Below are 23,823 nucleotides of genomic sequence, written 5' to 3' on the forward strand. Positions count from 1 at the left end.
AGCTCCTTAGCTCGTTGTTTAAGCATGATCTTTTCGGATAACTGCCTCACACTTTTTCGCATCATGCCCCAGATGCCCTGTCGCAGGCGACGCCCTGATGACTCGCCTTTGGTTTAACCCGGCTGGGCGTGGAAAAACTCGAAAATCTTGCGGGCGCTCTCGGCGCTGACGCCGGGAACCTTGCCGAGGTCGGCGATCGAGGCCCGCTCGATCTCCTTGAGCGTTCCGAAGTGGTGCAGCAAGGCACGCTTGCGGGACGGGCCGATGCCCGGGATCTCCTGCAGGCCGGCCTCGCGGATGTCTTTTTTGCGCAGCTTGCGGTGCGAGCCGATCACGAAGCGATGGGCCTCGTCGCGCAGCCGCTGGATGAAATAGAGCACCGGGTCCCGCGGCTCCAGCTTGATGGCCTCGCGGTCGGGCATGAACAGGGTTTCGCGCCCGGCATCGCGCTCCGGACCTTTAGCCACTGCCATCAGCGAGACCTCGGTCAGCCCGAGATTCTGGAAAATCTCCCGGACCGCGTTGAGCTGACCGCGGCCGCCGTCGATGATGACGAGGTCGGGCCATTGCGGGAACGAATCGTCATCCGCTTTTGTCCTGGCAGCGGCCTCGCCCTCCGGCGGCTTCAGCAATCGCTTGAAGCGGCGTTCCAGCACCTCGCGCATCATTCCGTAATCGTCGCCCGGCGTCAGCCCTTCGGACTTGATGTTGAACTTGCGGTACTGGTTTTTCATGAAGCCGTCGGGTCCCGCCACGATCATCGCGCCGACCGCGTTGGTGCCCTGGATGTGGCTGTTGTCGTAGACCTCGATCCGCTTGGGTGTGTGCGGCAGGCCGAGCGTCGAGACCATGCCCTCCAGCAGCCGGCTTTGCGTCGCGGTATCGGCGAGCTTGCGGCCGAGCGCCTCGCGCGCGTTGGTGAGTGCGTGGCCGATCAGCTCCTTCTTCTCGCCGCGCTTCGGCACGGAGACCTCGACCCTGGATCCGGCCTTGACCGACAGCGCGTCGGCGAGCAGCGCGCTTTCCTCGATCTCGTGCGACAGCAGGATCAGCTTTGGCGGCGGCTTGTCGTCGTAGAACTGCGCGAGGAACGAGGACAGCACCTCCTCGGGCGTGAAGCTCTTCTCGGCCTTGGGGAAATAGGCGCGGTTGCCCCAGTTCTGGCCGGTGCGGAAGAAGAACACCTCGACGCAGGAATAGCCGCCCTCCTGGTGAATCGCGAACACATCGGCCTCTTCGACCGTGCGCGGATTGATGCCCTGCTGCGACTGGATCGCCGACAGCGCCGCGAGACGGTCGCGGTACAGCGCCGCGGTTTCGAACTCGAGCTCGCCGGAGGCCTTCTCCATCTCCGCCGCGAGCAGCTCCTTCACGGCGTGGCTGCGGCCGGAGAGGAATTCGGTCGCCTCGCGCACCAGTTCGCTATAGCCGGGGAAGTCGATCTCACGCGTGCAGGGGCCGGCGCAGCGCTTGATCTGATAGAGCAGGCAGGGGCGGCTGCGGCTTTCGAAGAAGCCGTCGGTGCAGGAGCCTGTCTCTTATACACATCTGACGCTGCCGACGAACTTGTGTATAAGAGACAGTCAGAATATAGGGAAACGACTTGTCGTCGCGCAGCTGCACATTGAAGCGCGGACGGAGTTGCTTGATCAGATTGGCTTCGAGCAGCAGCGCCTCGGTCTCGGTCATGGTCGAGACGATCTCGACCTGCGTGGTCGCCGCGATCATGCGCAAGATGCGCGCCGGCAGCGGCGCGTTGGCCCGCGCATAGGACGACAGCCGCTTTTTGACGTTCTTCGCCTTGCCGACATAGAGCACGTCGTTGGCGGCGTTGAGCATGCGGTAGACGCCGGGCGAGGTCGGGGCGAGGCGGACCGCGTTCTCGATCGCGGCATGCCCGACCGAGAGTGTGCCCTCGGCGACCGCCTCGGCGGCGTCCTCCGAAGCCTCGGGCAGGCGTGCCTCGTCCTCCTCCTCGGCGGCGGAGGTTTCGGGATCGACGTCGCTTGTATCGAGCGTCAGATCGTCCTGCGGCAGGTCGGACTTTGAACCGCGCCGTGGCTTGGGATCAGCCTTGGAGTCGGCCTTGGGATCAGCTTTGGGGGCCGGCGTCGGACGCTCGGGAGAATCGTGAACCATGGGCCGTAAACTAAGTGCTTGGGCGACCGGTCGCCAGCGTTGGCGGCACCAAGAAAACCACCTCGATTGCAGGAGGTTACCGGCCCCGCGCGGATGCCCGGAGGGGGTGTGTAACACCTTGTTAAGACTGATGAGCGGGCCGGTAACCGGGCTTAACAGCCCTTTAACTTAAAACTCTCGATAAACCTTAGCGAAAAAAGTGGAATTCCGTAACCACGCCGGCCTTGGCCGGCGGGCTGCGGCTGTTGCGTGGTGGAGAGTACCAATGACCCGGTTTGTCGCGCGTGCGCTGGCACTGATCGTTGCAGGCTGGACGACCTCGGCGGCGTCGGCCGACCTCAACTACGGATCGCCCTATACCGTCTATCAGCCGCTCAATGCCTATAGCTGGGCCGGCCCCTATCTCGGCGGCAATGTCGGCTATGGCTGGGGCTCGGTCGAGAACAACCCGACCAAGCCATCCGGGTTCGTCGGCGGTGTGCAGGCCGGCTACAACTTCCAGAACGGCTCCCCCTGGGTGTTCGGTATCGAGGCCGATATCCAGGGCACCACGGCTGACGACCGGTTCGCGCCGTGGAAGTTCTCCAACCCGTGGTTCGGCACGGTGCGCGGCCGCGCCGGCTATGCGGTCAACAACGTGCTGTTCTACGCGACCGGCGGTCTCGCCTTCGGCGAACTGCGCGGCGAGACGTTCGGCATCACGGAGAGCCACACCAACGCAGGCTTCACCGTCGGTGCCGGCGCCGAAATGGGCTTTGCCCCCCACTGGAGCGCCAAGATCGAATATCTCTACGTCGACCTTGCCAACAGCAACTTCACGATCACCGGTGGCGTGTCGAACGGCTACAGCTTCAGCCTGGTTCGCGCCGGCATCAACTATCACTTTTGAGAACAAGAAAACGTCGACCATCAACTCCCGGCCGCGCCTTGCGCGGCCGGGTTTTTCTTTGTGTTGATGATCTCAACGTCGCGCATGGCGGCATGCACGCCGCGGCGTCCGCGAATCCAATCGGTGGGCCGCACGTGTGGGATATGCGGCACCGCCAGTCGCGTCCGCATCATGCAGGTGGTCATCCAGAGCACGCCAGCCGCGCGCTCGGCGGTCAACTCACACGCAACGCCTCATTCGGCGTTCACCACGAGCCGCGCATCGCGAGCGCTCGTCATGAGACCACCAGGTTGACGGCCTTCGGGCCCTTGCCCTTCTTGTCGGGCTCAACCTCGAACGTAATGCGTTGTCCTTCAGTCAGGTCCTTCAATCCTGCACGCTCGACAGCTGTGATGTGAACGAACACATCGCGGCCGCCATCATCAGGCTTGATGAAGCCGTAGCCACGCTCTCCGTTGAAGAACTTGACTGTCCCAGTCATGGCCATCGGGAAACTCCTCCCCCGTATTGCTCCACCGCTACGCGCACGCCGCGTAGCGGTTGACCGACATTCGCTTGTCGGAAGCTTGGCCACCTGAACAGGCCGGCGTCACGCCGCCGGTCTGCCTGGATTTATTTCGGCCTTGTCACTCCGCCGCAACCATTCGCGGAAGCGGAACGTAAAGCCAGTCGTAACAGGATGAGCATAATACGGTTCCGCGCAAATTGCCTATGCTCAAAATTGAACTTTTCAGTAGGAGCTGTCGATCAAGGTTTAGGCGTCTCGAGTCTGAAGCGCCCCGCACCGCCTTGACCGAGCGGCCGCTCGAGTTCGGGCAGGATGATCTTCAACTCATTCGCCAGCGTCCACGGCGGATTCACCAGCAAAAGCCCTGTGGAAACGAGGCCTGCGCCTGCTTCTTGCGGTGCCACACTGAATTCCAAACGCAGGCATTTGCCGGCGGGCCGACTCGCTGCTGCTGCAGCGGCCACACTGCGCGCTAGCTCATCGGTGGCTCTCCGGGTTTTTACGGGGTACCACAAAAGATACGTGCCGGTCGGCCACTTCGCGAATGCTTCCGTGAAAGCACTGGCCAGCCGCTCGAACTCGTCCTTCGCTTCGAACGGCGGATCGATCAGCACCAGGCCGCGCCGTTCGTTCGGCGGCACGAATGCGGGCAGCGCCATCCAGCCGTCGAGATCGACGACGCGCGCTTGCGCGTCACGTCGCAAGGCGTCGATCAGTTGTTTGCGCGCCGTCGGTTCGATCTCGCAGGCGGTGAGGCGATCTTGCGGACGCAGCAGCGCCCGCGCAATCAACGGCGAACCCGGATAGGCTTTCAGCTCGCCCCTCGGATTGAATGCCCTGATGATGTCGAGATAGGGCGCGATCAGCGGCAACGCCTTGTCGGAGAGCCGCGCCTGCATCAGCCGCGCGATGCCGGTGAGCCATTCGCCGCCGCGCTGCGCTTCGCTCGACGTCAAATCATAGAGGCCGGCGCCGGCATGGGTGTCGATGACGCGGAACGGCGCCTGCTTGTCCTGCAGATAGGTGAGCATGCGCACCAGCACGATGTGCTTGATGACGTCGGCAAAGCTGCCGGCATGAAAGGCGTGACGGTAGTTCATGTGATGATCGTACTGCGCTCCCAAAGGGTGCGCATGTTGTACTCGTCATGCCCGGGCTTGTCCCGGCCTTCGCTAAAGCTTCGGCGGGGTTACCACCCGAGCTCGGCGAAGCCTTGGCGTAGCCGGCTCGCGGGCATCTGCGCCTTATCTTGCTTGTTTCGCGATGGCGCAGGTGGCCGGGACGTTCTGCGCGACGACGCGCGGCACGGGTCTGCCGGCCATGACCCAGAGCGTCAGCCGCCGCGAACCGGCGGCATCAGCACCTGATCGCGGCGGCAGGCGCGGCGATCGATTTCCTCGCAGGAGCGGAATTGCAGATCCTTGCTGAGGCAGATCCGCACCTCGCTGAGCCGCTTGCTGTCGCAGGTCACCGAGATTGCGGAGTTGCTGAGGCCCGGATTGACCTTGATGAACGCAGCCTCCAGCTCGTCGGGCGCGACCGTCTTCGGCTCCGACAATTGCAGGAATTCCTCGGGGATCTTCACCGTGGCGCGGGCCTTGCGGATGGCTTCGAAATAGGCGCGTTCGCCGAGACCGGAGCAGGTGCCGTGCTTGTCCCACTCATTGTAGATCAGCCCGGGCGCCGGCATCAGGTCGAGCATCGAGCTCATGATGCTGCGGGCGAGTCGCGGCGAGGGCCGCTGGCAGTATTCCGGAAAGCCCCGCTCATATTGCGGCCACAGGCCGTGCACCACGAAGGAATAGGGCCGTCCGCCGCACTGCGCCTGCGTGCCGCGGCCGTTGTTGCCACGCTCGCTCGCCGCCTCGCAGAACGAGGGCGACCACGACAGCGACAGCACATAGAAATCGAACTCACCGGGCGCATTCTGGCGGCGATCCTGGGCCGAGGCCCCAACCGCACCGCACAGAATAATGGCAACCGAAATCAAAAATCGGGAAATTGTGTCCAACCGAGGCATCAAACGCTCCCCTCACTCGACCGCCCAGAACCTAGCAGGCCGCGAGAACATTTCAAGAACAAAAAGCCGCCGTCCAAATGGCGGCGGCTCCTGCTTTAGCAGTCTGGTCGGAGATCAGGGCCGGGCGGCCTTGCAGGACGGGTTATAGGCCCAGTTGCGGTCGAGCCCCGCGACGCACCATTCGACGCCCTGATTGATGCTGGCAAAGCCGCCGTCCTCGATGATCGAATAGTGCACCTTGCGCACCTTGCCGTCGCTCAGCATCGCCTCGCCGCTGCAATAGCGGCGCGGAATATTGTCGGACTGCCAGGGACGGAAGGCGGTTTCGTGAATCCCGTTGAAGCCGGTGATCACGAGCGGCGAATTCCAGAAGGTCGCTTCCTTTTCCTGGAATTGCGTGCTGATGACCGTCAGGGCCTTCTCGCATGGGGCCACATTGCCGTCATAGCGCGGGCCGGACAGCCAAAAGTTCATTTCGAACGGATTGGCGGCCTGGGCCGTGCCCCCGAACGCCAGCGTGCCGACCACGAGTGCGGCGCCGAGGCCGAGCTTGCGGCCGAGTTTATTGCGGGAGCTGAACAGGTTGCGCATGGGAATCCACCCGATTATCCGATGCCGCGGACGGTGCCGCGAAGCCTCGGCAAGGTCAAGTGCAGCGCGGCAACACCTGCGGAGAAGTCCACCTTGGGGAGCCGGCTCGTTCTTTTCACGGTCGCCGGCGCACTCTATGTTGGTCTCAGCGAAATGGAGTCTGCGATGCGAAGGAAATTGGCCGCGTGCCTGGTTGCCGTTTGCGGGATGCTGGCCGTTGTGCCGGCGCGGGCGGATTGGATGCAGCCGGTACCGCCGTTCAAGGGCAACGATACCGGCGGTATCATCGCCTATGCGCTGGCGACCCAGAGCGACGCCCGGCAGCTCGCCGTCGATCACTGCGCCTCCTACGGCAAGGTGGTCAAGTTCCTTGCGATGCAGAACTATCCGGGCGGCTACATCTCTTTCGCCTGTCGCTGGGTGCCCTATGGCGCGGCCCAGAGGCCGCTGCGCACGCTCTACTGAGCGCGCTTCAAATCTTTCGATCGTTCAGCCGGGGAGCCAACCGCATGACCCGACAGCTTGCCTTGCTTGGTTCGGCTGTGTGCCTTGTCCTGTCCGTTGGCGCCGCAAGTGCCGTCGACCTGCCGATCCGCAAGGCCGGCCTGTGGGAGATGAAAATGGTGCGCACCGGCGGGCCGATGCCGGAAATCACCATGCAGCACTGCACCGACGAGACCACCGACAAGGAGATGAGCGCGGCGGCCTCGCCGATGGCCAAGGAAGTCTGCTCCAAGCAGGATATCCAGAAGACCGCGACCGGCTATGTCAGCGACAGCGTCTGCAGCGTCGCCGGCATGACGATGCAGAGCCATGCCGAGATCGTCGGCGATTTCAATTCCGCCTACACGGTGAAGAGCACCTCGCATGCCGAGGGCGGCGCGGCCGGCTCGCGCGACACCACGATGACCATCGAGGCGAAGTGGCTCGGCGCCTGCAAGAGCGACCAGAAGGCCGGTGACATCATCATGCCCGGCGGCATGAAGATGAACGTCAAGGACATGGAAAAGCTGAAGGGCCTCCTGCCCAAGCAGAAGTAGCGCGCAGCGCATTCGGCCGTTGCCGCGCGACTGAATACATCGCCTCGCATGCCGAGAGGCTGTGCCGCTTCGCATCACCGTCATTACGAGCAGTTCGCGACGAAAATGCGGAGCAATCTTGCGCTGAGGCGATGCGCAATCCATCCGATCCCTCCCGGTCACCCCCAAGGGCTATCGCATATGCCCCTTGGCGACCGCGCAAGTGCTTGGCCTCGTGGTTCGAGACGCGCCGCAAGCGGCGCTCCTCACCATGAGGGTCTACTATTGTGCCGCAGAACAAGACCTCATCCTGAGGAGCCCGCCGAAGGCGGGCGTCTCGAAGGATGGCCATGGGCACACCGCCACGAAATGGCGATAGCCTTTGCGCGGGGATGACGGTTCGCCGCGTTCGTGCGCTCCTTGGCGCGCGATGACGTCGACCGGATGCAACATCATTGAATGATCACCGAGTGCGTCGCGTTCGAGACTCTCTGCGAGCGACGACGCGCATCGCGTTCGTCGTGTCGGAAGCGTGATGCACCAACATGTCGTTTTGAACCCTTCCAGTGTTGCGCAACTTGAATCGCTCCAGTGTTTCGCATCGTGTGCGTTTCAATGGATTCTATTTTGCGCGTGTGGAATTTCGTTCATCCCGCCGATAGTAGTCCGCCCCAATCGATGCCGGCCTTGTCGCGAACGCGACTCGATCGATGTCAGCGTAAGGCAATGTGGGGATTTGTTCGGTGGGAATGGCTTCGTTGCGGTGCAAGCGCGGCTTGCTTGCATCAAATGCTGCGATCAATGCAGCGCTGCTCGGTTCGGTCGCGCTTGTGCCAATGGGCTCAGACGTCGCTTGCGCTCAGGCGCAGAGCAGTCCTCCGCAGAACAATGTCAGCGAACTTCCCGCAGTGACGGTGGATGAACCCGGCGCCGCAAAGAAGCGCGGTGCCGTCGTTTCAAGTCAGAATACCAGGGCTTCGCGCGCGGTCGCGGCGAACCGGCGCCGCAATGCCGCGGCGCCCGCTCAGAGTCAGGCTCCGCGGTCGCAAGGCACAGGTGGCGCGATCGGTACGACGACGGGTTACGTCGCGACCGCCAGCACGGCCGGCACCAAGACCAGCACAGCGCTGATCGAAACGCCGCAGTCGCTTTCGGTCGTCACGCAAAAGGAGCTTCGGGATCGCAACGTTCAGACGCTCAAGGACGCCGTCAGCTACACGCCGGGCGTGACGACCACGGCGTTCGGCTATGATCCAAGATTCGATAGCTTCTATATCCGTGGCTTCGATGCGACCTATACGGGGATCTATCGCGACGGCCTGCGTCAGGGCGGCGGCAACTTCGCCATTCCCAAGATCGAACCTTACGGTCTCGACAGCGTGTCGATCCTCCGCGGACCGGCCTCGGGCCTCTATGGCCTCGGCTCTCCGGGAGGCATCGTGGATGTCACGACCAAGCGGCCGCCGTTGACGGCATTCGGTGAGGTGCAGCTGCAGGGCGGCACCTACGACCGTTACCAGGGCAGTTTCGATGTCGGTGGTCCGGTGCCCGGCAGCGATCAACTGTACTACCGGCTGACCGGTTTGCTGTGCGACGCGAAGACCTGGTACCCCGGCAACGACGACGATCGCGCCTATATCGCGCCTGCGCTGACCTGGCGGCCGGACGCCGACACGTCCTTCACCATCCTGAGCGAATATCAAAGCAGCCGAACCGCCGCGAGCATCGGCAACTTCCGCACGCCTGACGGACAGTTGACCAACATCTATTCGAATGATCCGGCCTTCAGCGCGATGGATCAGAAGCAGTATCGCATCGGCTACGCGTTCGAGCACAATGTCGACGACGTGTGGACGGTGCGGCAGAACTTCCGCTTCTACCAGGTCGACGTCGACGCGAAGTACACCCAGATCGATTCGATCGACAGCAGCACCAATCTCGCGTCGCGGTCAGCCTGGCGGATCCTGGACAGCTTCAACACGGTCACGCTCGACAATCAGGCCGAGGCCAAGTTCATGCTCGGCGCGATCAGGAACACGGCCCTGTTCGGCGTCGACTACGGTCACTCCTACTACAATGACAAGATCGGCTACGGGCCGGCGCCCGATCTCAATCTCCTGACCATGAACTACGGCGCCCAGGCGATCGCGACGCCGGCATTCTCGATCTTCAACAAGCAGTCGACCGACGAGGTCGGTGTCTATGCGCAGGAGCAGGCCAAGCTCGGAGGCTTCATTCTGACGCTCAACGGCCGTCAGAGCTGGGTGTCGCAGACGACGACCGCGGGTCTGGACGGCGTGCCGTCAACGCAGAGAGCGACCGCCTTCACGGGCCGTGCGGGGCTGAGCTACGTCTTCGACAACGGCATTGCGCCCTATGTCAGCTATGCGACGGCATTCGCCCCGCAGGTCGGCGTCGATGCATCCGGATTGCCGTTCAGGCCGACCACCGGCGAGCAGAAGGAAGTGGGCATCAAGTACCAGATGCCGAACCTTCCGGTGCTGTTGACCGCTGCGGTGTTCGACATCACGCAGGACAATGTGCTGCGCACCGATCCGAACAACATGGCGTTCCAGGCAGCGACCGGGCAGGTCGAATCCAAGGGCGTGGAGCTCGAGGCGAAGCTGGCGCTCAAGCAGGGATTTGATCTCACCGCCGCCTACACCCATCTCAACGTCGTGATCACGCAGGGCAATCCCGATACGACCGGCAATGAGCTCTCCGGCATTCCGAGGAATTCCTTCGCCGCCTTCGGCAAATATACGTTCCAGTCGGGCGTGCCCGTCGAAGGGCTCGGGCTTGGTCTCGGCGTGCGTTATATCGGGACGAACTTCGGCAACGACCAGAACACGTTCCAGAACGCCGCGACGACGCTGTTCGATGCGGTGATCGATTACGATCTCGGCAAGCTGGACCGGCGCTTCCTCGGCGCCACCGCGCGCCTGAACGCGACCAATCTGTTCGACACGCACTACCAGACCTGCCAGTCCGGCTACTGTTATGCCGGCGAGCGGCGGCAGGTCATCGGCACGTTGTCCTACCGCTGGTAGCTCGAATTTGTTGTTTGGACGCGTTGTCTTCACGCGAACCGGCGTCCACTGCGCTCGAAAACGCTGTGTTACACCGGCACCCGCACGACGGCGCGCAGGCCGCCCATCGGGCTTTCGCTGAGCATGATGTCGCCGCCATGCGAGCGGGCGATGTCGCGGGCGATGGCAAGCCCGAGCCCGGTGCCGCCTTCGTCCTGGTTGCGGGCGTCGTCGAGCCGCAGGAACGGCTTGAACACTTCCTCGCGCATGTCGGCGGGGATGCCCGGCCCGTCGTCGTCGACCGTGACGTTGAGATAGCGATGGTCGCGATGGCCGGTGATCGAGATCGTGTTGGCGTGGCGCGCCGCGTTGGAGACGAGATTGGCGAGACAGCGCTTGAACGAGGCCGGCTTCACCGTGACGACGGGCAGGCCGTGGAACGCAACGGTTGCGGTGTGGCCGTGGCGTTCGGCGTCGCTGCGCAATTCCTCCAGCGCCAATGCCATGTCGGTCGGCTGCGCGACCTCGCCGGAATCGCCGCGCGCGAAGGCGAGATAATCCTCCAGCATCATCGACATCTCGTCGACGTCCTTGCGCATCGCGTCGATCTCGGGGCCTTCGCCGATCAGGGCAAGCTCGAGCTTGAACCGGGTCAGGATGGTGCGCAGATCATGCGATACGCCGGCGAGCATCGCGGTGCGCTGCTCGATCGAACGTTCGACGCGCGCCTTCATCTCGATGAAGGCCTGCGCCGCGCGCCGCACCTCGCGCGCACCGCGCGGCCGGAAGTTCGGCGCCTCGCGGCCCTTACCGAAACTTTCGGCGGCGTCCGCCAGCCGTAGGATCGGCTTGATCTGGTTGCGCAGGAACAGCACGGCGACGATCAAGAGGATCGTCGAGGTGCCGAGCATCCAGAAGATGAAGATCTCCGAATTGGAGGCGTAGGCCGCGCTGCGCTGGGCGAAGATCCGCATCACCGAATCGTCGAGCTGCACGCGGATCTCCACCAAATTGGATTTGCCGACGGTGTCGATCCAGAACGGACGGCTGATCTGGCGGCCGAGCTGCACCGACAAGGTCTGGTCGAGCAGCGAGAAGAAGGGCTTCGGCCCCGGCGGCGGCATGTCGCCGGCGGGCAGGAAGTCGACCACCAGCTGCAGTTTCTGGGCGATGCGGCGAAGCTGCGCGCGGTCCTTGTCCTGCGGGTAGCTCTTGTAGACGTCGATCAGCGCGGCGATATCGGACACCACCGCGGCCGACAGCCGCCGCGTCACCGTGTTCCAGTGCCGCTCCATGAACACGAACGCCACCACGGTCTGCAGGATCACCATCGGCACGATCATGATCAGCAGCGCGCGGGCATAGAGGCCGGTCGGCATCCAGCTCTTGAACGCATTGCCCATCCAGCCGTTCGCCTTCGAGACGCGCTGCGAGGCGTTCTTGATCAGGGTCAGGCCGGAGTCGAGCGTGCTCATGGCAGCATCTTTGGCAGCATCTTATGGCGAGGCGACCAGGCGATAGCCGATGCCGCGCACCGCCTGCAGGAACAGCGGATTGGCGGGATCGTGCTCGATCTTGCGGCGCAGGCGGTTGATCTGAACGTCGACCGCGCGTTCGTTGACGGTGCCGCCGGAGGTCAGCTCGGCGCGCGGCACGGTCTCGCCAGGCGCGCTGGCGAGGATGCGCAGCATCTCGCGCTCGCGATCGGTGAGATGGATGATCTCTTCGCCCTGGCGCAGTTCGCTGCGCTCGATGTGGAAAATGTAGGGGCCGAACGCGATCTGCTCGACGATTGCGACCTGCGGCGGCGCGGTGCGCTTGAGGATATTGCCGATCCGGAGCACCAGCTCGCGCGGCTCGAACGGCTTGGCGACATAATCGTCGGCGCCGATCTGCAGGCCCTCGATGCGGGCTTCCGCCTCGTGGCGGGCGGTCAGCATGATGATCGGCACCGTCGAGGAGCTGCGGATGAAGCGGGCGAGGTCGAAGCCGTTCTCGCCGGGCATCATCACGTCGAGGATCAGCAGGTCGAAATGCAGCCCGAGCAGCTTGGCGCGTGCGTCGGTGGCGCTCATCGCCGTCGTGACGCGATAGCCTTCGCCGGAAAGAAAGCGCGACAGCAGGTCGCGAATGCGGCGGTCGTCGTCGACCAACAGAAGATGCGGCGCGTCGTCGGCCGGCTCGACCGGCGCGCGCATCATGGTTGCAGCCTGCACCAGCTCACTCCCTCGTTTTTTTGCCGCCGCCGAAGATCGCTTCGAGCACCTTGTCGGGATCGTCGCGGTCGATCATCGCGCGGAGGAATTGGCGAACCGTCTCGACGCCGGCCGGATCGATGCCGGCGACCGCGCGGTTGATGCGGTCGGTCTGCAGCCCGGCGAGCTTGGCGACCAGCGCCTCGCCCTTCGGGGTGGCGTAGAGCAGGCGCTGCCGGCGGTCGTTGTTGCCGGTCTTCTGCACGATGTAGCCCTCGTCCAAGAGCTGCTTGAGCACGCGCCCGAGCGACTGCTTGGTGATGCGCAGGACGTCGAGCAGGTCGGCGACCTTCAGCCCCGGATAGCGGGTAACGAAGTGGATGACGCGGTGGTGGGCGCGGCCGAAGCCGAACGCCTCCAGCTCCTGGTCGGCGTCGCCGACGAAGTCGCGGTAGGCGAAGAACAACAGCTCGATGATGTCCCAGCGCAGGTCGCGCGGCCCCGCCGCAGGAGCGTGGTCGTCTCCCTGCGAATCGGGCTTGGCAGCCCCTGAGAAATTTATGTCAGTCATATTGACGTATCTTGGGTTCAATGTTACAAAACTGCCTGTCACGACGAAACATTAGGTCGTTTTGTCCTCGACAGCGTTTGAGGCGGCCTGAACGAGCCTGTGAGGCGGTTTGGGCCGCAAATTGGACTACCGTGCGATTGTCGAGCGGCATTTCGGCAAACATACTGGACTTCAGCATTCCGCAAAAGCATGTCTAAACGGCATGTTGGCGATGGAAGCCGGCGGCGCGGCCGGCGGTGGTGAAGTTCGGGCCAGCCGAGCCTGATGGCTCCGGGGGAAACAGGCCGGCGCCGGGTATCGCGCCGGTTCCGACAGCGGAAAGCAAGAAAAATGACTTTGAAATTCGACATCCAGCCTTCGCCGAATGCAACGTCCGACAAGGATCGCGCGGCGAAGCTCGTGGACCCCGGCTTCGGCCGGGTCTTTACCGATCACATGGCGATCGTCCGCTACAGCCAGGGCAAGGGCTGGCACAGCGCCCGCGTCGAGGCCCGCGCGAATTTTCCGCTCGATCCGGCCGGCGCGGTGCTGCACTACGCCCAGGAAATTTTCGAAGGCCTCAAGGCCTACAAGCGCGACGATGGCGGCGTGAACCTGTTTCGCCCCGACGCCAATGCCCGCCGCTTCCATGATTCGGCCGAGCGCATGGCGATGGCGCCGTTGCCCGAGGATTTGTTCATCGATGCGGTCGAGCAGCTGGTGCGGATCGATCGCGCCTGGATCCCGGGCGGCGAGGGCAGTCTCTATCTGCGGCCCTTCATGATCGCGAGCGAGATCTTCCTCGGCGTGAAGCCGTCGGCCGAATACATCTTCTCGGTCATCGCCTCGCCGGTCGGCTCCTATTTCAAGGGCGGCCCTGCGCCGGTGTCGATCTGGGTGTCGGAGAATTACACCCGCGCCGCCATCGGCGGCACCGGCGCCGTCAAGTGCGGCGGCAATTACGCCGCCAGCCTGCGCGCGCAGGCCGAGGCGATCGAACGGGGCTGCGACCAGGTCGTGTTTCTCGATGCGGTCGAGCGCCGCTACATCGAGGAGCTCGGCGGCATGAACGTGTTCTTCGCGTTCGATGACGGCTCGCTGCTGACGCCGCCGCTCGGCACCATCCTGCCCGGCATCACCCGCGACTCGATCATCGCGCTTGCCAAGGATGCCGGCACGCGTGTGCGCGAGGAGCCCTACACGATCCAGCAATGGCGGGCTGACGCCGCCAGCGGCAAGCTGAAAGAGGCGTTCGCCTGCGGCACCGCGGCCGTCATCTCGCCGATCGGCAAGGTGTGCTCGGCGAGCGGCGATTTCCAGATCAGCGGCGGCGTGGCCGGCCCGGTCGCCATGGGCCTGCGCAAGAAGCTGGTCGACATCCAGTACGGTCGCACCAACGACCCGCATAACTGGATCCGAAACGTCCAGTGACGGACGCAACGTCATTCCGGGGCGAGGCGCAGCATCGAACCCGGAATCTCGAGATTCCCCGGTGCGCAATTGCGCACCTGCGGTCTGGTCCTGCGGACCATCCCGGAATGACAGCGTAGCGGCACCGGTTGCCGCCTTGCGCGCCGGCTGGTAAACGGCCGCTCATGGCCGAGAAACCCAAAAAACCCCAGAAACTGAAGGCGCGCCTGCCGCGCGGACTGGAAGATCGCGGCCCGGCCGCGATCAATGCCACGCGGGCGATGGTCGAGAAGATCCGCGCCGTGTACGAGCTCTACGGCTTCGAGCCGGTGGAGACGCCGGCGATGGAATACACCGACGCGCTCGGCAAGTTCCTGCCCGACCAGGACCGTCCCAACGAGGGCGTGTTCTCGTTCCAGGACGATGACGAGCAGTGGATATCGCTGCGCTACGACCTCACCGCGCCGCTGGCGCGCTATGTCGCGGAAAACTTCGACGCGCTGCCGAAGCCTTATCGGTCGTATCGGTTCGGCTATGTCTTCCGCAACGAGAAGCCCGGTCCCGGCCGCTTCCGCCAGTTCATGCAGTTCGACGCCGACACCGTCGGCTCGGCGACGCCGGCGGCCGACGCCGAGATTTGCATGATGGCAGCCGACACGATGGAGGCGCTCGGCATTCCGCGCGGCTCCTATGTCGTGAAGGTGAACAACCGCAAGGTCCTCGATGGCGTGCTCGAGGCCATTGGCCTTGGCGGCGACGAGAATGCAGGCCGCCGTCTCACGGTGCTGCGCGCGATCGACAAGCTCGACAAATTTCCCGCCGAGGAGGTTCGCAAGCTGCTGGGTCCCGGACGGTGGGATGGCGGCGAAGAGGGCAAGGGCGACTTTACCAAGGGCGCCGACCTGAGCCCTGCCGATGCCGATATCGTCCTGGCCGTCACGCAGCAGCGTGACGATTGGCGAGAGGCGATTGCTGCGGCCGAGACCTATCTGGCGAAGAGCGAAGTTGGTCAGGCCGGCGTGAGCGAGCTCGAAGAGATCGCCAAGCTGGTCGCGGCGTCCGGCTATGGCGCGGATCGCATCCGCATCGATCCCACCGTTGTTCGTGGTCTCGAATATTACACCGGCCCGGTCTACGAGGTTGAACTGCTGCTCGACACCAAGGACGAGAAAGGCCGCCCGGTGCGGTTCGGCTCGGTCGGTGGCGGCGGCCGCTATGACGGTCTGGTCTCGCGCTTCCGCGGCGAGCCGGTGCCGGCAACCGGCTTCTCGATCGGCGTGTCGCGCCTGCAGGCCGCGCTGACGATGCTCGGCCAGCTCGATACGCAGGCCGAGTTCGGTCCTGTCGTCGTCACCGTGTTCGATCGCGATCGCGTCGCCGACTACCAGAAGATGGTCGCGCAGCTGCGCCAGGCCGGCATCCGCGCCGAGCTCTATCTCGGCAATCCGAAGAACATGGGCAATCAGCTCAAATATGCCGATCGCCGCAACTCGCCCTGCGTGATCATCCAGGGCTCGGACGAGAAGGCGCGCGGCGAGGTGCAGATCAAGGATCTGATCGAAGGCGCCAAGGCCGCGGCTGCGATCGCCTCCAATCAGGAATGGCGTGAGACGCGTCCGGCGCAGTTCTCCTGCGCGGAAGCCGATCTGGTCGCCAGGGTCCGCGAGGTCCTGGCGCGGCATGACGTAGCGTGGGGATAGCCATTCGCTTGTGACGTCATGCCCGGCCTTGTGCCGGGCATCCACCTCTTGTTTGATGCGCGGCGACGTGGATGGCCGGGAGGAGCCCGGCCATGGCGACAACAAGAGGGAGAGCAACAATGCCTGAGATCACCGTGAGCATGGCCGCCGGCCGCACCGACGAGCAGAAGCTCGGCATGATGCGCGACATCACCCAGGCGCTGGTGAAGAATCTCGGCGTCGATGCCGACGCGGTCGTGATCCAGATCAACGAAGCGCCGCTGCATCACAAGATGAAGGGCGGCAAGTCGTTCGTCGAGCGCGCCGCCGCGGCGAAGAAGTAATTCACCTCTGTCGTCCCTGCGAAAGCAGGGACCCATAACCACCGATGCCGGTTGTTGCGCTCGCTGGGGCTCCAGCTTGCGCAATAACTAGCTTTGGTGGTTATGGGTCCCGGCTCAAGGCCGGGACGACACCTGTTTTGAGGCACCGATGGACGCACGCGACTTCATCAAGGTCGGCATGAGCGCCGAGCGCATGCTCGTGGTGCCGCCGGAGCGCACCGTCGGGCATTTCGTGCCCGGCATGCCGATGGTCTATGCGACGCCGATGATGATCCTCGAAATGGAGATGGCGTCGGGCGACGCCATCCGCGCCGCGTTGCGGTCCGGCTGGGTCACGGTCGGGACCGAGGTCGACATCCGCCATCTCGCCGCTGCCCTGGTCGGCGCCACCGTGCGGACCACCGCGAAGGTGATCGCGGTCGAGCGCCGCGTGATCCGCTTCGAGGTCGAGGCCTTTGAGGGCACGCGCAAGCTCGGCGAAGGCCGCCACGCCCGCGGTTTGATCAATGTCGAGAGTTTTAACAAGCGGCTCGCCGGGGCATCGGGCACTGAGTAGGGTGGACAAAGGCGCGCTTGCGCCCTGCCCACCGCATACGGCGTGTTCGCGATGGTGGTCACGCTGCGCTTTGCCCAGCCTACGACTCTTGCCACTTGTTCAGACGTCATCCTGAGGTGCGCGCCCTTGCGCGCCTCGAAGGATGGGCCGCGGGCCGTGCACCCTTCGAGGCTCGCTTCGCTCGCACCTCAGGGTGACGGGCAGGCAGTGTACTCGCAGCTACTTCGCCAATTCCCTTGAACGCCTTGTCGCGGCGGCAATCGCGCGGGTCATCAGCGGCTGCATGCCGTCGTTGGCCATCAGCACCTCCAGCGCCGCAGCGGTGGTGCCGCCGGGCGAGGTGACGTTCTGCCGCAGGGTCGCGGATGGCAGATCCGAGCGATGCAGCAACTCGCCGGAGCCCGCGACGGTCGCCCGCGCCAGCGTGGTCGCAAGCTGCTCGGGCAGGCCGGCCGCAACGCCGGCACGCGCGAGCTCCTCGGCGAGCAGGAACACATAGGCGGGGCCCGAGCCGGACACCGCGGTCACCGCGTCCATCAGGCTCTCATCGTCGACCCATTCGACGAGCCCGGTCGCTTTCAGCAGCGCATCGGTCATCGCGCGCTGCGCGGCGGTGACGCGATTCGACGGTACCGCAACGGTGATGCCGCGGCCGATCGCCGCCGGCGTGTTCGGCATCGCGCGCACGACTGCGCCGCCGACAACCTCTTCCAGCGCTGACATGGTCGTCCCGGCCATGATCGAGACGACGAGTGTCGAGGGGCCGACGAAGGATTTCAGCGCGGCGCCGGCGTCGCGGAATGATTGCGGCTTCACCGCGACGACAAGCGTGTCGACCGTGCCGAGATCCTTCGCCTGCGGATTGAGCCGCACGCCCTTTGCGGCAAGCGCGGAGATCTCCGGCGAGAGGTGCGGATCGATCACCGCGACGCGCTCGGGTGCGAGGCCCTGCGCGAGCCAGCCGGTCAGCATGGCGCCGCCCATCTTGCCCGCGCCCGCTAGCGCGATGGTGCCGGTGGTGTTCTTAAGTGCGCTGCTCGTGTTCACAGGCGTCTCCACAAACCCGGTGTCGTCCCGGCGAAAGCCGGGACCCATAACCACAGCCGGTTCTAGTGAGACGAGCGATCAGCCACAAGCAGTTTGCGTGAGCCCCGCGGCCGCGGAGTATGGGTCCCTGCTCCCGTGCGCAATTGCGCACTAGGCAGGGACGACACTGAGGGTGTGGATTGCTGGAGCGAAACCGTTACGCCTCGCCCTCGGTGTCGAACATCGCCGCGGCCATCGCCTCGGCGGTCGACTTGCCGGCCCACACCACGAACTGGAATGCCGGATAGTAGCGCTCGCAGGCGTGGATCGCGTTGACCACCATGGCCTCGCACTGCGCGGTGGAGGCGGTGAGACCGCCGGGCAGCACCAGCGCCTGACGGTGCATCACCATGCCGGTGTGGGTCCACAGATCGAAATGGCCGACCCACAATTGTTCGTTGATCGCGGCGACCAGCCGCTGCACCTCGGCGCGGCGCGCCTGCGGCATCTTCATGTCGAAGGCGCAGGCGAGATGCAGCGCCTCGATCTCGCCCATCCAGGTGAACGAGAGCTGATAATCGATCCAGTCTCCCTTGGAGACGATCGTCACCTCGTCTTCGCCGGAACGCTCGAACGCCCAGTTGTTGTCGGTGGCGATATCCTCGACCACCGCAAGCGGGTTGTTCCGGGAATCGATAATGCTTTCGAGGAGGGACATGCCGTCTCGGACCTTGTTCTTATGATCGCTTGATACGCACACGGAAGCCGGCACTTGCGACATACTGCGTCGTGGCCGAGTGCAGTTCCTGATGCGGGCTTCCGGATGCCCCTGGACCTGACGCCGATGAAGTGATGTGATTTGCGGAATCCGCGCAACCGCACGCCGAGTCCGTCCACAGCCAAAGCGCGCATCGTCCACAGCTGATCTCCGCCACATCTGTGATTTTGAGAACAAATCGGAATCTAAGCGTTCGCGTAACGCTTTGTTAACCATTTGCCGGCGCTTCGCCGCGCCTGTGAATCAGTGGTCGGGCCTTCACATCAACCTCGCAGAGCCGCAACCCGCTCATGGGGACATGCCGTTTCCCCATGCCAAAGGCCTTGCCCGGCTGTCGCGCTTTGGTCATATTTCGCCTCAGGCACGTCCATCCCGGGCGTGCCGAGTTCTCAGGGCGGGGTGAAAATCCCCACCGGCGGTAAGGGTGATGAGCCCAAGCCCGCGAGCGCCTTCCTCCGCGAAGCCGGGGGAAGGGTCAGCAGATTCGGTGCAATTCCGAAGCCGACGGTTACAGTCCGGATGAAAGAGAACGGTTGCGGCGGCCAACGCGATTTTCGCGTGGGCTCGTGTCGTTGTCCGTGTGCCCTGATTCTGGTCCTGAAAGAGGAAAGCCATGAATCAGATGTTGCAAGACCAAGACGTTCAAGCTTCTCAAGTCCAAACCTCCCAGGCAGAAAGTGCTCCCGATACGCCGGCCATTCCGCCGGCGCTGGAGCATCCGCACTTCGCAAAGCCGCAGCGCGTTGCCTTCGTGCAGTCGTCCTGGCATCGCGACGTGGTGGAAGAGTGCCGCATCTCCTTCCTGAAGGAGATCGAGGCACGCCACATCACCAATGTCGACGTGTTCGAGGTGCCGGGCTCGTTCGAGATCCCGCTGCACGCGCAGCTGCTGGCGAAGACCCGCCGCTACACCGCGATCGTCGCGGCCGGGCTCGTCGTCGATGGCGGCATCTACCGCCACGAATTCGTCGCCGACACCGTGATCAAGGCACTGATGGATGTGCAGTTGCGCACCGAGGTGCCGGTGTTCTCGGCGGTGCTGACGCCGCAGCAATTCCACGAGACCGAGGTGCATTACGAGTTCTTCCGCAAGCACTTCGTGATCAAGGGGATCGAGGTCGCGGAGGCCTGCGCCAACACGCTGCTCAGCCTCGAGCGGCTGCGCGGCCAGGTCGCGGCGGGAATCCCCGGTTAGCATCGGCGGAAAAGCGATTCCGGCATGCGTGCCGGGATCGCTCTCGCCTGCGGCGCGTTCGGTTATGCTTGCGGCATAAAACCAAAACGCGCGGGAGGCGCCCATGATCGAACAACATTCCTCCGACTGGCTCGGCCTGTCGGGCCGCGTTGCCGTCGTTACCGGCGGAGGCGGCGGCATTGGCCGCGCCACCGCGCTCAGCTTCGCGCGCGCCGGCGCCAGGGTCGCCGCGCTCGATCGCGACGAGCGCTCCCTCGCGGAGACCAAGGCAACGCTTCGCGAGTTCGGTGACGGTCATCTCGTTGCGAGCTGCGACACGACCAGCGAGGACAATGTCGCCGCTGTCGCCGACGCCGTCGCGCGCACGTTTGGCGCTTGCGACATCCTCGTCAACACCGCGGCGGTGCTGCGCCCGGGCGGACTCGATACGCTCGCGCTCGCGGAATGGAATGCGGTGCTGGCGGTCAATCTCACCGGCTATTTCATCTGCGCGCAGGCGTTCGGCCGCCAGATGCGCAAGGCCGGACGCGGCAGCCTCATCCACGTCGCCTCGATCGCCGCCAGCAATGCGCAGGGGCAGAGCGGCGCCTACAGCGTCAGCAAGGCTGGCGTCGTGATGCTCTCGCAGCAACTCGCAGCGGAATGGGGGCCGCATGGCATCCGCAGCAATGTGGTGAGCCCCGGCCTTGTCGTGACGCCGATGAGCCAGGCCTTCTACGACACGCCTGGCGTCACCGAACGGCGCACCGCCGTGGTGCCGATGCGCCGGATCGGCGCGCCCCAGGACATGGCGGACGCGACCCTGTTCCTGGCCAGTGATCGCTCGTCTTACGTCAACGGTGAGGAGATCATCGTCGATGGCGGCTATGCGCGGACGTTGATGAGCCACGTGCCACGGCCGGGGTTTTAGCGCGGTGGCTGCCGCATACCCGGTGTCGTCCCGGCCTTGAGCCGGGACCCATAACCACGAATGCGAATTGATTGACAACGCCGGAGCCACAGCCTTCGCAACAACAACGGCCTGTGGTTATGGGTCCCTGCTTTCGCAGGGACGACAGCAAATATCGATTTAATCGAACAGGCTCGAGACCGACTCTTCCGCCGCGGTGCGACCGATCGCTTCGGCGATCAGGCCGGCGATCGAGATCTGGCGGATGTTCGGCGCCTTGTTGACGGCCTCGGTCGGCAGGATCGAGTCGGTGATGACCAGTTCCTTCAGCCGCGACGAGGCGATGCGCGCGGCGGCGCCGCCGGACAGCACGCCGTGGGTGATGTAGGCCGAAACCTCCTTGGCGCCGTGCGCGATCAGCGCTTCGGCTGCATTCACCAGCGTGCCGCCGGAATCGACGATGTCGTCGACGAGGATGCAGTTGTAGCCGGCGACGTCGCCGATCACGTTCATCACCTCGGACTCACCCGGGCGCTCGCGGCGCTTGTCGACGATGGCAAGCGGGGTGTTGATGCGCTTGGCGAGGCCGCGGGCACGCGCCACGCCGCCGACGTCGGGCGACACCACCATCACCTTGGCGAGGTCGAACTTCTCCTTGATGTCGCGCACCATCAGGGGCGCCGCGAACAGGTTGTCGGTCGGGATGTCGAAGAAGCCCTGGATCTGGCCGGCATGCAGGTCGAGCGTCATGACGCGGTCGACGCCGGCGTGCGAGATCAGGTTGGCGACGAGCTTGGCCGAGATCGGCGTACGCGAGCCGGACCTGCGATCCTGCCTGGCGTAGCCGAAATAGGGCACCACCGCGGTGATGCGGCGCGCCGAGGAACGGCGCAACGCGTCGGTGATGATCAACAGTTCCATCAGATTGTCGTTGGCCGGAAACGACGTCGACTGCAGGATGAACATGTCCGAGCCGCGGACGTTCTCCTGGATCTCGACGAAGATCTCCATGTCGGCGAAGCGCCGGACCACGGCCTTGGTCAGTTCGATGCCAAGTCCCTTGGCGATGTCCTGCGCCAGCGCAGGATTGGAGTTGCCGGCGACGAGTTTGATTGATCCGTTCTTTGCCGACATCGATGCTTCCCCCCGCGCCTTGCTGGATACGACGTTCAGCATCTCAAGTCCTTACAGAACCGGCGGGTTTTCGGTGCGCGAGGGAATATCAGGCAGGCGCCTCCGATGGCAACCCATTAGCCGGCCTTGGCCGCCGTTTTTCCTGGGCAAAAAACCCATTTCCCCGGGAGATAACGGGGTTTAGTCGGCGGAATAGCCGAGCGCCACGGTCTCGGGCGCGGCGGAGGCCGGGACGCTTGCCACCGTGGGCCCGCGGAGGTCCGGTGCCGGGGCGGGTGCGGGGCTGTCCGCCGGGCCGCCATTGAGCATGCTGGAGAGGCCGCTGAAGCCGGCCTGGGCGATCTTGCGCAGCACCAGGTCGTCGGCGGCGGCCCAGGCGTCGCGGCCGGCCTTGCCGGCGGGCTCCTCGCCGGAGAGCCGCAGCGCGCGTTGCTGGTTGCTGTCGTAGACGTCCCACACCCACGAGATCATGGTGCGGCCGCGCACCACCTGCGCCGACAGATAGCTGCGCACGCGATAGGCGGCAGCGCCCTGGCGCGACACGATCGACAGGCTGCGCAGCTTGGACTCGCTGTCGAGCACGCCGACCATGCGGTCGAACACCTGGGGCGGCGGGCCGTCGATCGATTCGAACGCAACCGTTGCGCCGCTGCTTGCCGGCGTGGCCATGGCGTAGGAGTCGGCCACGTTGCCGCCGGCCGCGCAGCCGCCAAGCGCGCACGCGATCGCGAGCCACGTGCCTGCGATCGCGGCGCGCGCGGCTGTCCCAGTTTGAAACTGGCGGTTCGACGCTTCCCTCATTGCGTCCTGCGATATCGTTAAAACGGCTTAACGTCTAGGGCAGGACGGCCACAGCACTTAACCGATCCGGGCGGCGCGCCGCGAGGTTTCGGATTTCCCTGCTCAGTCAGAGAGATGGTGCCGCATGGCTGCGGTGATCCAGGCCCATTCGCGGTTCGGGCTCGCGTCCGGCGATTGCCCGCGCATGATGGCGACGAGCTCCCAATAGCGCGCAGCGCGGGCGTCGTGCAGGGCATATTTGCCGCGAATCCAGTTGCGGAATTCCAGATCAGGTTTTCGTTTCAGCAATCGCGCCGATGTTTCCAGCCAGTCGCGCGCCAGCGCCTGGGCGGCCTCCGACGTCGGGCCGAGGTCGCGCGCGATAATCTTCTTGGCACTCGCCAGTACGGTTTCGTTGGCCGCTTGCCAGGCGGCGAGATCCAGCACGTGATGATTCCAGACGTCTTCCGCGTTGGCGCGGATGTTGGCGACGAGGGAAGGGTCGTTGAGCATCTCCGAAAGCTCGATCCAGGCATCGCACTGCTCGGGTGTCGGCTCGTCGGGCAATTCGGGCACGCTGGTCTCGATCATCTGCCGGATCCATTTCCGGTCGATGTTGATGCCGTCGGACACTTTCTCGAAGAAGCGCTCGACGACGTTGCGGCGTTCGGTGCGGGACAGCTGCGTCATGGTCAGGAATCTCCTCAGGTCTGCTTCGGTGAGTTGCGGTGAACGCAACGCAGCCCGCAGGGCCGAGGCGACGCGGCGCTGGGCCGCGATCTCCGCTTCCAGCGTCTCGAGGCGAAGCTGCAGCGCCTCGACCAGCGAGAGCTGCTTGGTCAGGACCTCACGGATGGCGTCGAGACCGAGCCCCGCATCGCGCAGGCAGCGGATCAGGTCGAGGCGAACCAGTTCGTCGTCGGTGAAGACGCGATAGCCGCTCGCGGTGCGGCCGGCCGGCGGCAGCAACCCCTGGTCCGAATAGAAGCGGAGCTTGCGGACGGAAATTCCGCTGAGCCGCGCCGCCTCGCCGATGCTGTAGGTGCGTTGTGTCATGCGCCGCTTGTCCGGTCTCCAGCAGGTGGAGAGTCA

23 protein-coding genes, 1 pseudogene and 1 riboswitch are annotated in these 23,823 nt (G+C 64.5%); of the genes and pseudogenes, 10 read left to right on the forward strand and 14 right to left on the reverse strand.

Annotated features, from left to right (window positions below; translation table 11 throughout):
• Window positions 1-113: 113 nt before the first annotated feature.
• Window positions 114-2,139: pseudogene (uvrC, locus tag IF803_RS22070) on the reverse strand (excinuclease ABC subunit UvrC).
• Between the two features lie 265 nt (window positions 2,140-2,404).
• Here uvrC and IF803_RS22075 point away from each other — a divergent pair.
• A complete protein-coding gene (locus IF803_RS22075; protein ID WP_016844476.1) occupies window positions 2,405-3,028 on the forward strand; it encodes an outer membrane protein in 624 nt (207 codons plus the stop codon).
• 20 nt (window positions 3,029-3,048) lie between these two features.
• Here IF803_RS22075 and IF803_RS22080 read toward each other — a convergent pair whose 3' ends face one another.
• From IF803_RS22080 to IF803_RS22100, 5 genes are all read right to left on the reverse strand, one after another.
• Complete coding sequence (locus tag IF803_RS22080) at window positions 3,049-3,246, reverse strand: hypothetical protein (RefSeq protein ID WP_253592597.1); 198 nt, start codon at window positions 3,244-3,246, stop codon at window positions 3,049-3,051.
• 56 nt (window positions 3,247-3,302) lie between these two features.
• A complete protein-coding gene (locus IF803_RS22085; protein WP_016844477.1) occupies window positions 3,303-3,515 on the reverse strand; it encodes a cold-shock protein in 213 nt (70 codons plus the stop codon).
• Between the two features lie 260 nt (window positions 3,516-3,775).
• Window positions 3,776-4,636, reverse strand: coding sequence for a 23S rRNA (adenine(2030)-N(6))-methyltransferase RlmJ (locus IF803_RS22090; RefSeq protein ID WP_461193457.1), 861 nt, complete (start codon window positions 4,634-4,636; stop codon window positions 3,776-3,778).
• 233 nt (window positions 4,637-4,869) lie between these two features.
• Window positions 4,870-5,556: a ribonuclease T2 gene (locus IF803_RS22095; protein WP_304498787.1), complete on the reverse strand. Its 687-nt coding sequence runs from the start codon at window positions 5,554-5,556 to the stop codon at window positions 4,870-4,872.
• A 114-nt stretch (window positions 5,557-5,670) separates the two neighbouring features.
• A complete protein-coding gene (locus tag IF803_RS22100) occupies window positions 5,671-6,147 on the reverse strand; it encodes a hypothetical protein (protein ID WP_304498788.1) in 477 nt (158 codons plus the stop codon).
• Between the two features lie 165 nt (window positions 6,148-6,312).
• On the opposite strand from IF803_RS22100, the gene IF803_RS22105 reads away from it, so the two are divergent.
• The 3 genes from IF803_RS22105 to IF803_RS22115 all read left to right on the forward strand — a co-directional run bounded on the left by IF803_RS22105 (window position 6,313) and on the right by IF803_RS22115 (window position 10,216).
• Entirely contained in the window at window positions 6,313-6,612 is a 300-nt protein-coding gene (locus IF803_RS22105) for a hypothetical protein (protein ID WP_461193458.1), read from the forward strand.
• A 44-nt stretch (window positions 6,613-6,656) separates the two neighbouring features.
• Window positions 6,657-7,187 (forward strand): DUF3617 domain-containing protein, encoded by a 531-nt coding sequence (locus tag IF803_RS22110; protein WP_461193459.1) that lies wholly within the window; start codon window positions 6,657-6,659, stop codon window positions 7,185-7,187.
• Between the two features lie 887 nt (window positions 7,188-8,074).
• Window positions 8,075-10,216 (forward strand): TonB-dependent siderophore receptor, encoded by a 2,142-nt coding sequence (locus IF803_RS22115; RefSeq protein WP_461193460.1) that lies wholly within the window; start codon window positions 8,075-8,077, stop codon window positions 10,214-10,216.
• A 68-nt stretch (window positions 10,217-10,284) separates the two neighbouring features.
• Here the strand turns inward: IF803_RS22115 and IF803_RS22120 are convergent, their stop codons facing one another.
• Genes IF803_RS22120 through IF803_RS22130 form a run of 3 tightly spaced genes read right to left on the reverse strand, consistent with a single transcriptional unit; the run spans window position 10,285 to window position 12,961 of the window.
• The gene (locus IF803_RS22120) at window positions 10,285-11,670 is read right to left on the reverse strand and encodes an ATP-binding protein (RefSeq protein ID WP_016844484.1); all 1,386 of its coding nucleotides are present in this window, start codon (window positions 11,668-11,670) and stop codon (window positions 10,285-10,287) included.
• 21 nt (window positions 11,671-11,691) lie between these two features.
• Window positions 11,692-12,396 carry a response regulator gene (locus IF803_RS22125; RefSeq protein ID WP_411782950.1) on the reverse strand — a complete coding sequence of 235 codons (705 nt, stop codon included), beginning with the start codon at window positions 12,394-12,396 and terminating at the stop codon, window positions 11,692-11,694.
• 19 nt (window positions 12,397-12,415) lie between these two features.
• Window positions 12,416-12,961 carry a MarR family winged helix-turn-helix transcriptional regulator gene (locus IF803_RS22130; RefSeq protein ID WP_461193461.1) on the reverse strand — a complete coding sequence of 182 codons (546 nt, stop codon included), beginning with the start codon at window positions 12,959-12,961 and terminating at the stop codon, window positions 12,416-12,418.
• Between the two features lie 330 nt (window positions 12,962-13,291).
• Here IF803_RS22130 and IF803_RS22135 point away from each other — a divergent pair, with 330 nt between their 5' ends.
• The 4 genes from IF803_RS22135 (at window position 13,292) to IF803_RS22150 (ending at window position 16,929) form a co-directional block, all read left to right on the forward strand.
• The gene (locus tag IF803_RS22135; RefSeq protein WP_411782935.1) at window positions 13,292-14,371 is read left to right on the forward strand and encodes a branched-chain amino acid aminotransferase; all 1,080 of its coding nucleotides are present in this window, start codon (window positions 13,292-13,294) and stop codon (window positions 14,369-14,371) included.
• Window positions 14,372-14,535: 164 nt separating this feature from the next.
• Complete coding sequence (gene hisS / locus IF803_RS22140; protein ID WP_461193462.1) at window positions 14,536-16,050, forward strand: histidine--tRNA ligase; 1,515 nt, start codon at window positions 14,536-14,538, stop codon at window positions 16,048-16,050.
• Window positions 16,051-16,169: 119 nt separating this feature from the next.
• The gene (locus IF803_RS22145) at window positions 16,170-16,373 is read left to right on the forward strand and encodes a tautomerase family protein (protein ID WP_018269806.1); all 204 of its coding nucleotides are present in this window, start codon (window positions 16,170-16,172) and stop codon (window positions 16,371-16,373) included.
• A gap of 148 nt (window positions 16,374-16,521) precedes the next feature.
• Window positions 16,522-16,929 carry a thioesterase family protein gene (locus IF803_RS22150; protein WP_461193463.1) on the forward strand — a complete coding sequence of 136 codons (408 nt, stop codon included), beginning with the start codon at window positions 16,522-16,524 and terminating at the stop codon, window positions 16,927-16,929.
• A gap of 219 nt (window positions 16,930-17,148) precedes the next feature.
• Here IF803_RS22150 and proC read toward each other — a convergent pair whose 3' ends face one another.
• Together proC and IF803_RS22160 are read right to left on the reverse strand one after the other, a co-directional pair.
• On the reverse strand, window positions 17,149-18,024 hold the full coding sequence (gene proC, locus IF803_RS22155) for a pyrroline-5-carboxylate reductase (RefSeq protein WP_461193464.1): 876 nt from the start codon (window positions 18,022-18,024) through the stop codon (window positions 17,149-17,151).
• Window positions 18,025-18,172: 148 nt separating this feature from the next.
• Entirely contained in the window at window positions 18,173-18,673 is a 501-nt protein-coding gene (locus tag IF803_RS22160; protein WP_016844492.1) for a type III secretion system chaperone family protein, read from the reverse strand.
• Window positions 18,674-19,114: 441 nt separating this feature from the next.
• Window positions 19,115-19,268, forward strand: a riboswitch (FMN riboswitch).
• A 78-nt stretch (window positions 19,269-19,346) separates the two neighbouring features.
• Here IF803_RS22160 and IF803_RS22165 point away from each other — a divergent pair.
• Together IF803_RS22165 and IF803_RS22170 are read left to right on the forward strand one after the other, a co-directional pair.
• The gene (locus IF803_RS22165; RefSeq protein WP_461193465.1) at window positions 19,347-19,928 is read left to right on the forward strand and encodes a 6,7-dimethyl-8-ribityllumazine synthase; all 582 of its coding nucleotides are present in this window, start codon (window positions 19,347-19,349) and stop codon (window positions 19,926-19,928) included.
• A gap of 103 nt (window positions 19,929-20,031) precedes the next feature.
• Window positions 20,032-20,838, forward strand: a complete 807-nt coding sequence (locus IF803_RS22170; protein ID WP_461193466.1) for an SDR family NAD(P)-dependent oxidoreductase — start codon at window positions 20,032-20,034, stop codon at window positions 20,836-20,838.
• Between the two features lie 159 nt (window positions 20,839-20,997).
• Here the strand turns inward: IF803_RS22170 and IF803_RS22175 are convergent, their stop codons facing one another.
• The 3 genes from IF803_RS22175 to IF803_RS22185 all read right to left on the reverse strand — a co-directional run bounded on the left by IF803_RS22175 (window position 20,998) and on the right by IF803_RS22185 (window position 23,787).
• Window positions 20,998-21,951 (reverse strand): ribose-phosphate pyrophosphokinase, encoded by a 954-nt coding sequence (locus tag IF803_RS22175; protein WP_028344316.1) that lies wholly within the window; start codon window positions 21,949-21,951, stop codon window positions 20,998-21,000.
• Window positions 21,952-22,131: 180 nt separating this feature from the next.
• Window positions 22,132-22,752, reverse strand: coding sequence for a hypothetical protein (locus IF803_RS22180; protein WP_461193467.1), 621 nt, complete (start codon window positions 22,750-22,752; stop codon window positions 22,132-22,134).
• A 102-nt stretch (window positions 22,753-22,854) separates the two neighbouring features.
• Entirely contained in the window at window positions 22,855-23,787 is a 933-nt protein-coding gene (locus tag IF803_RS22185) for a MerR family transcriptional regulator (protein WP_461193468.1), read from the reverse strand.
• Window positions 23,788-23,823 lie beyond the last annotated feature (36 nt).

The sequence above is a fragment of the Bradyrhizobium sp. UFLA06-06 genome (assembly GCF_054820065.1).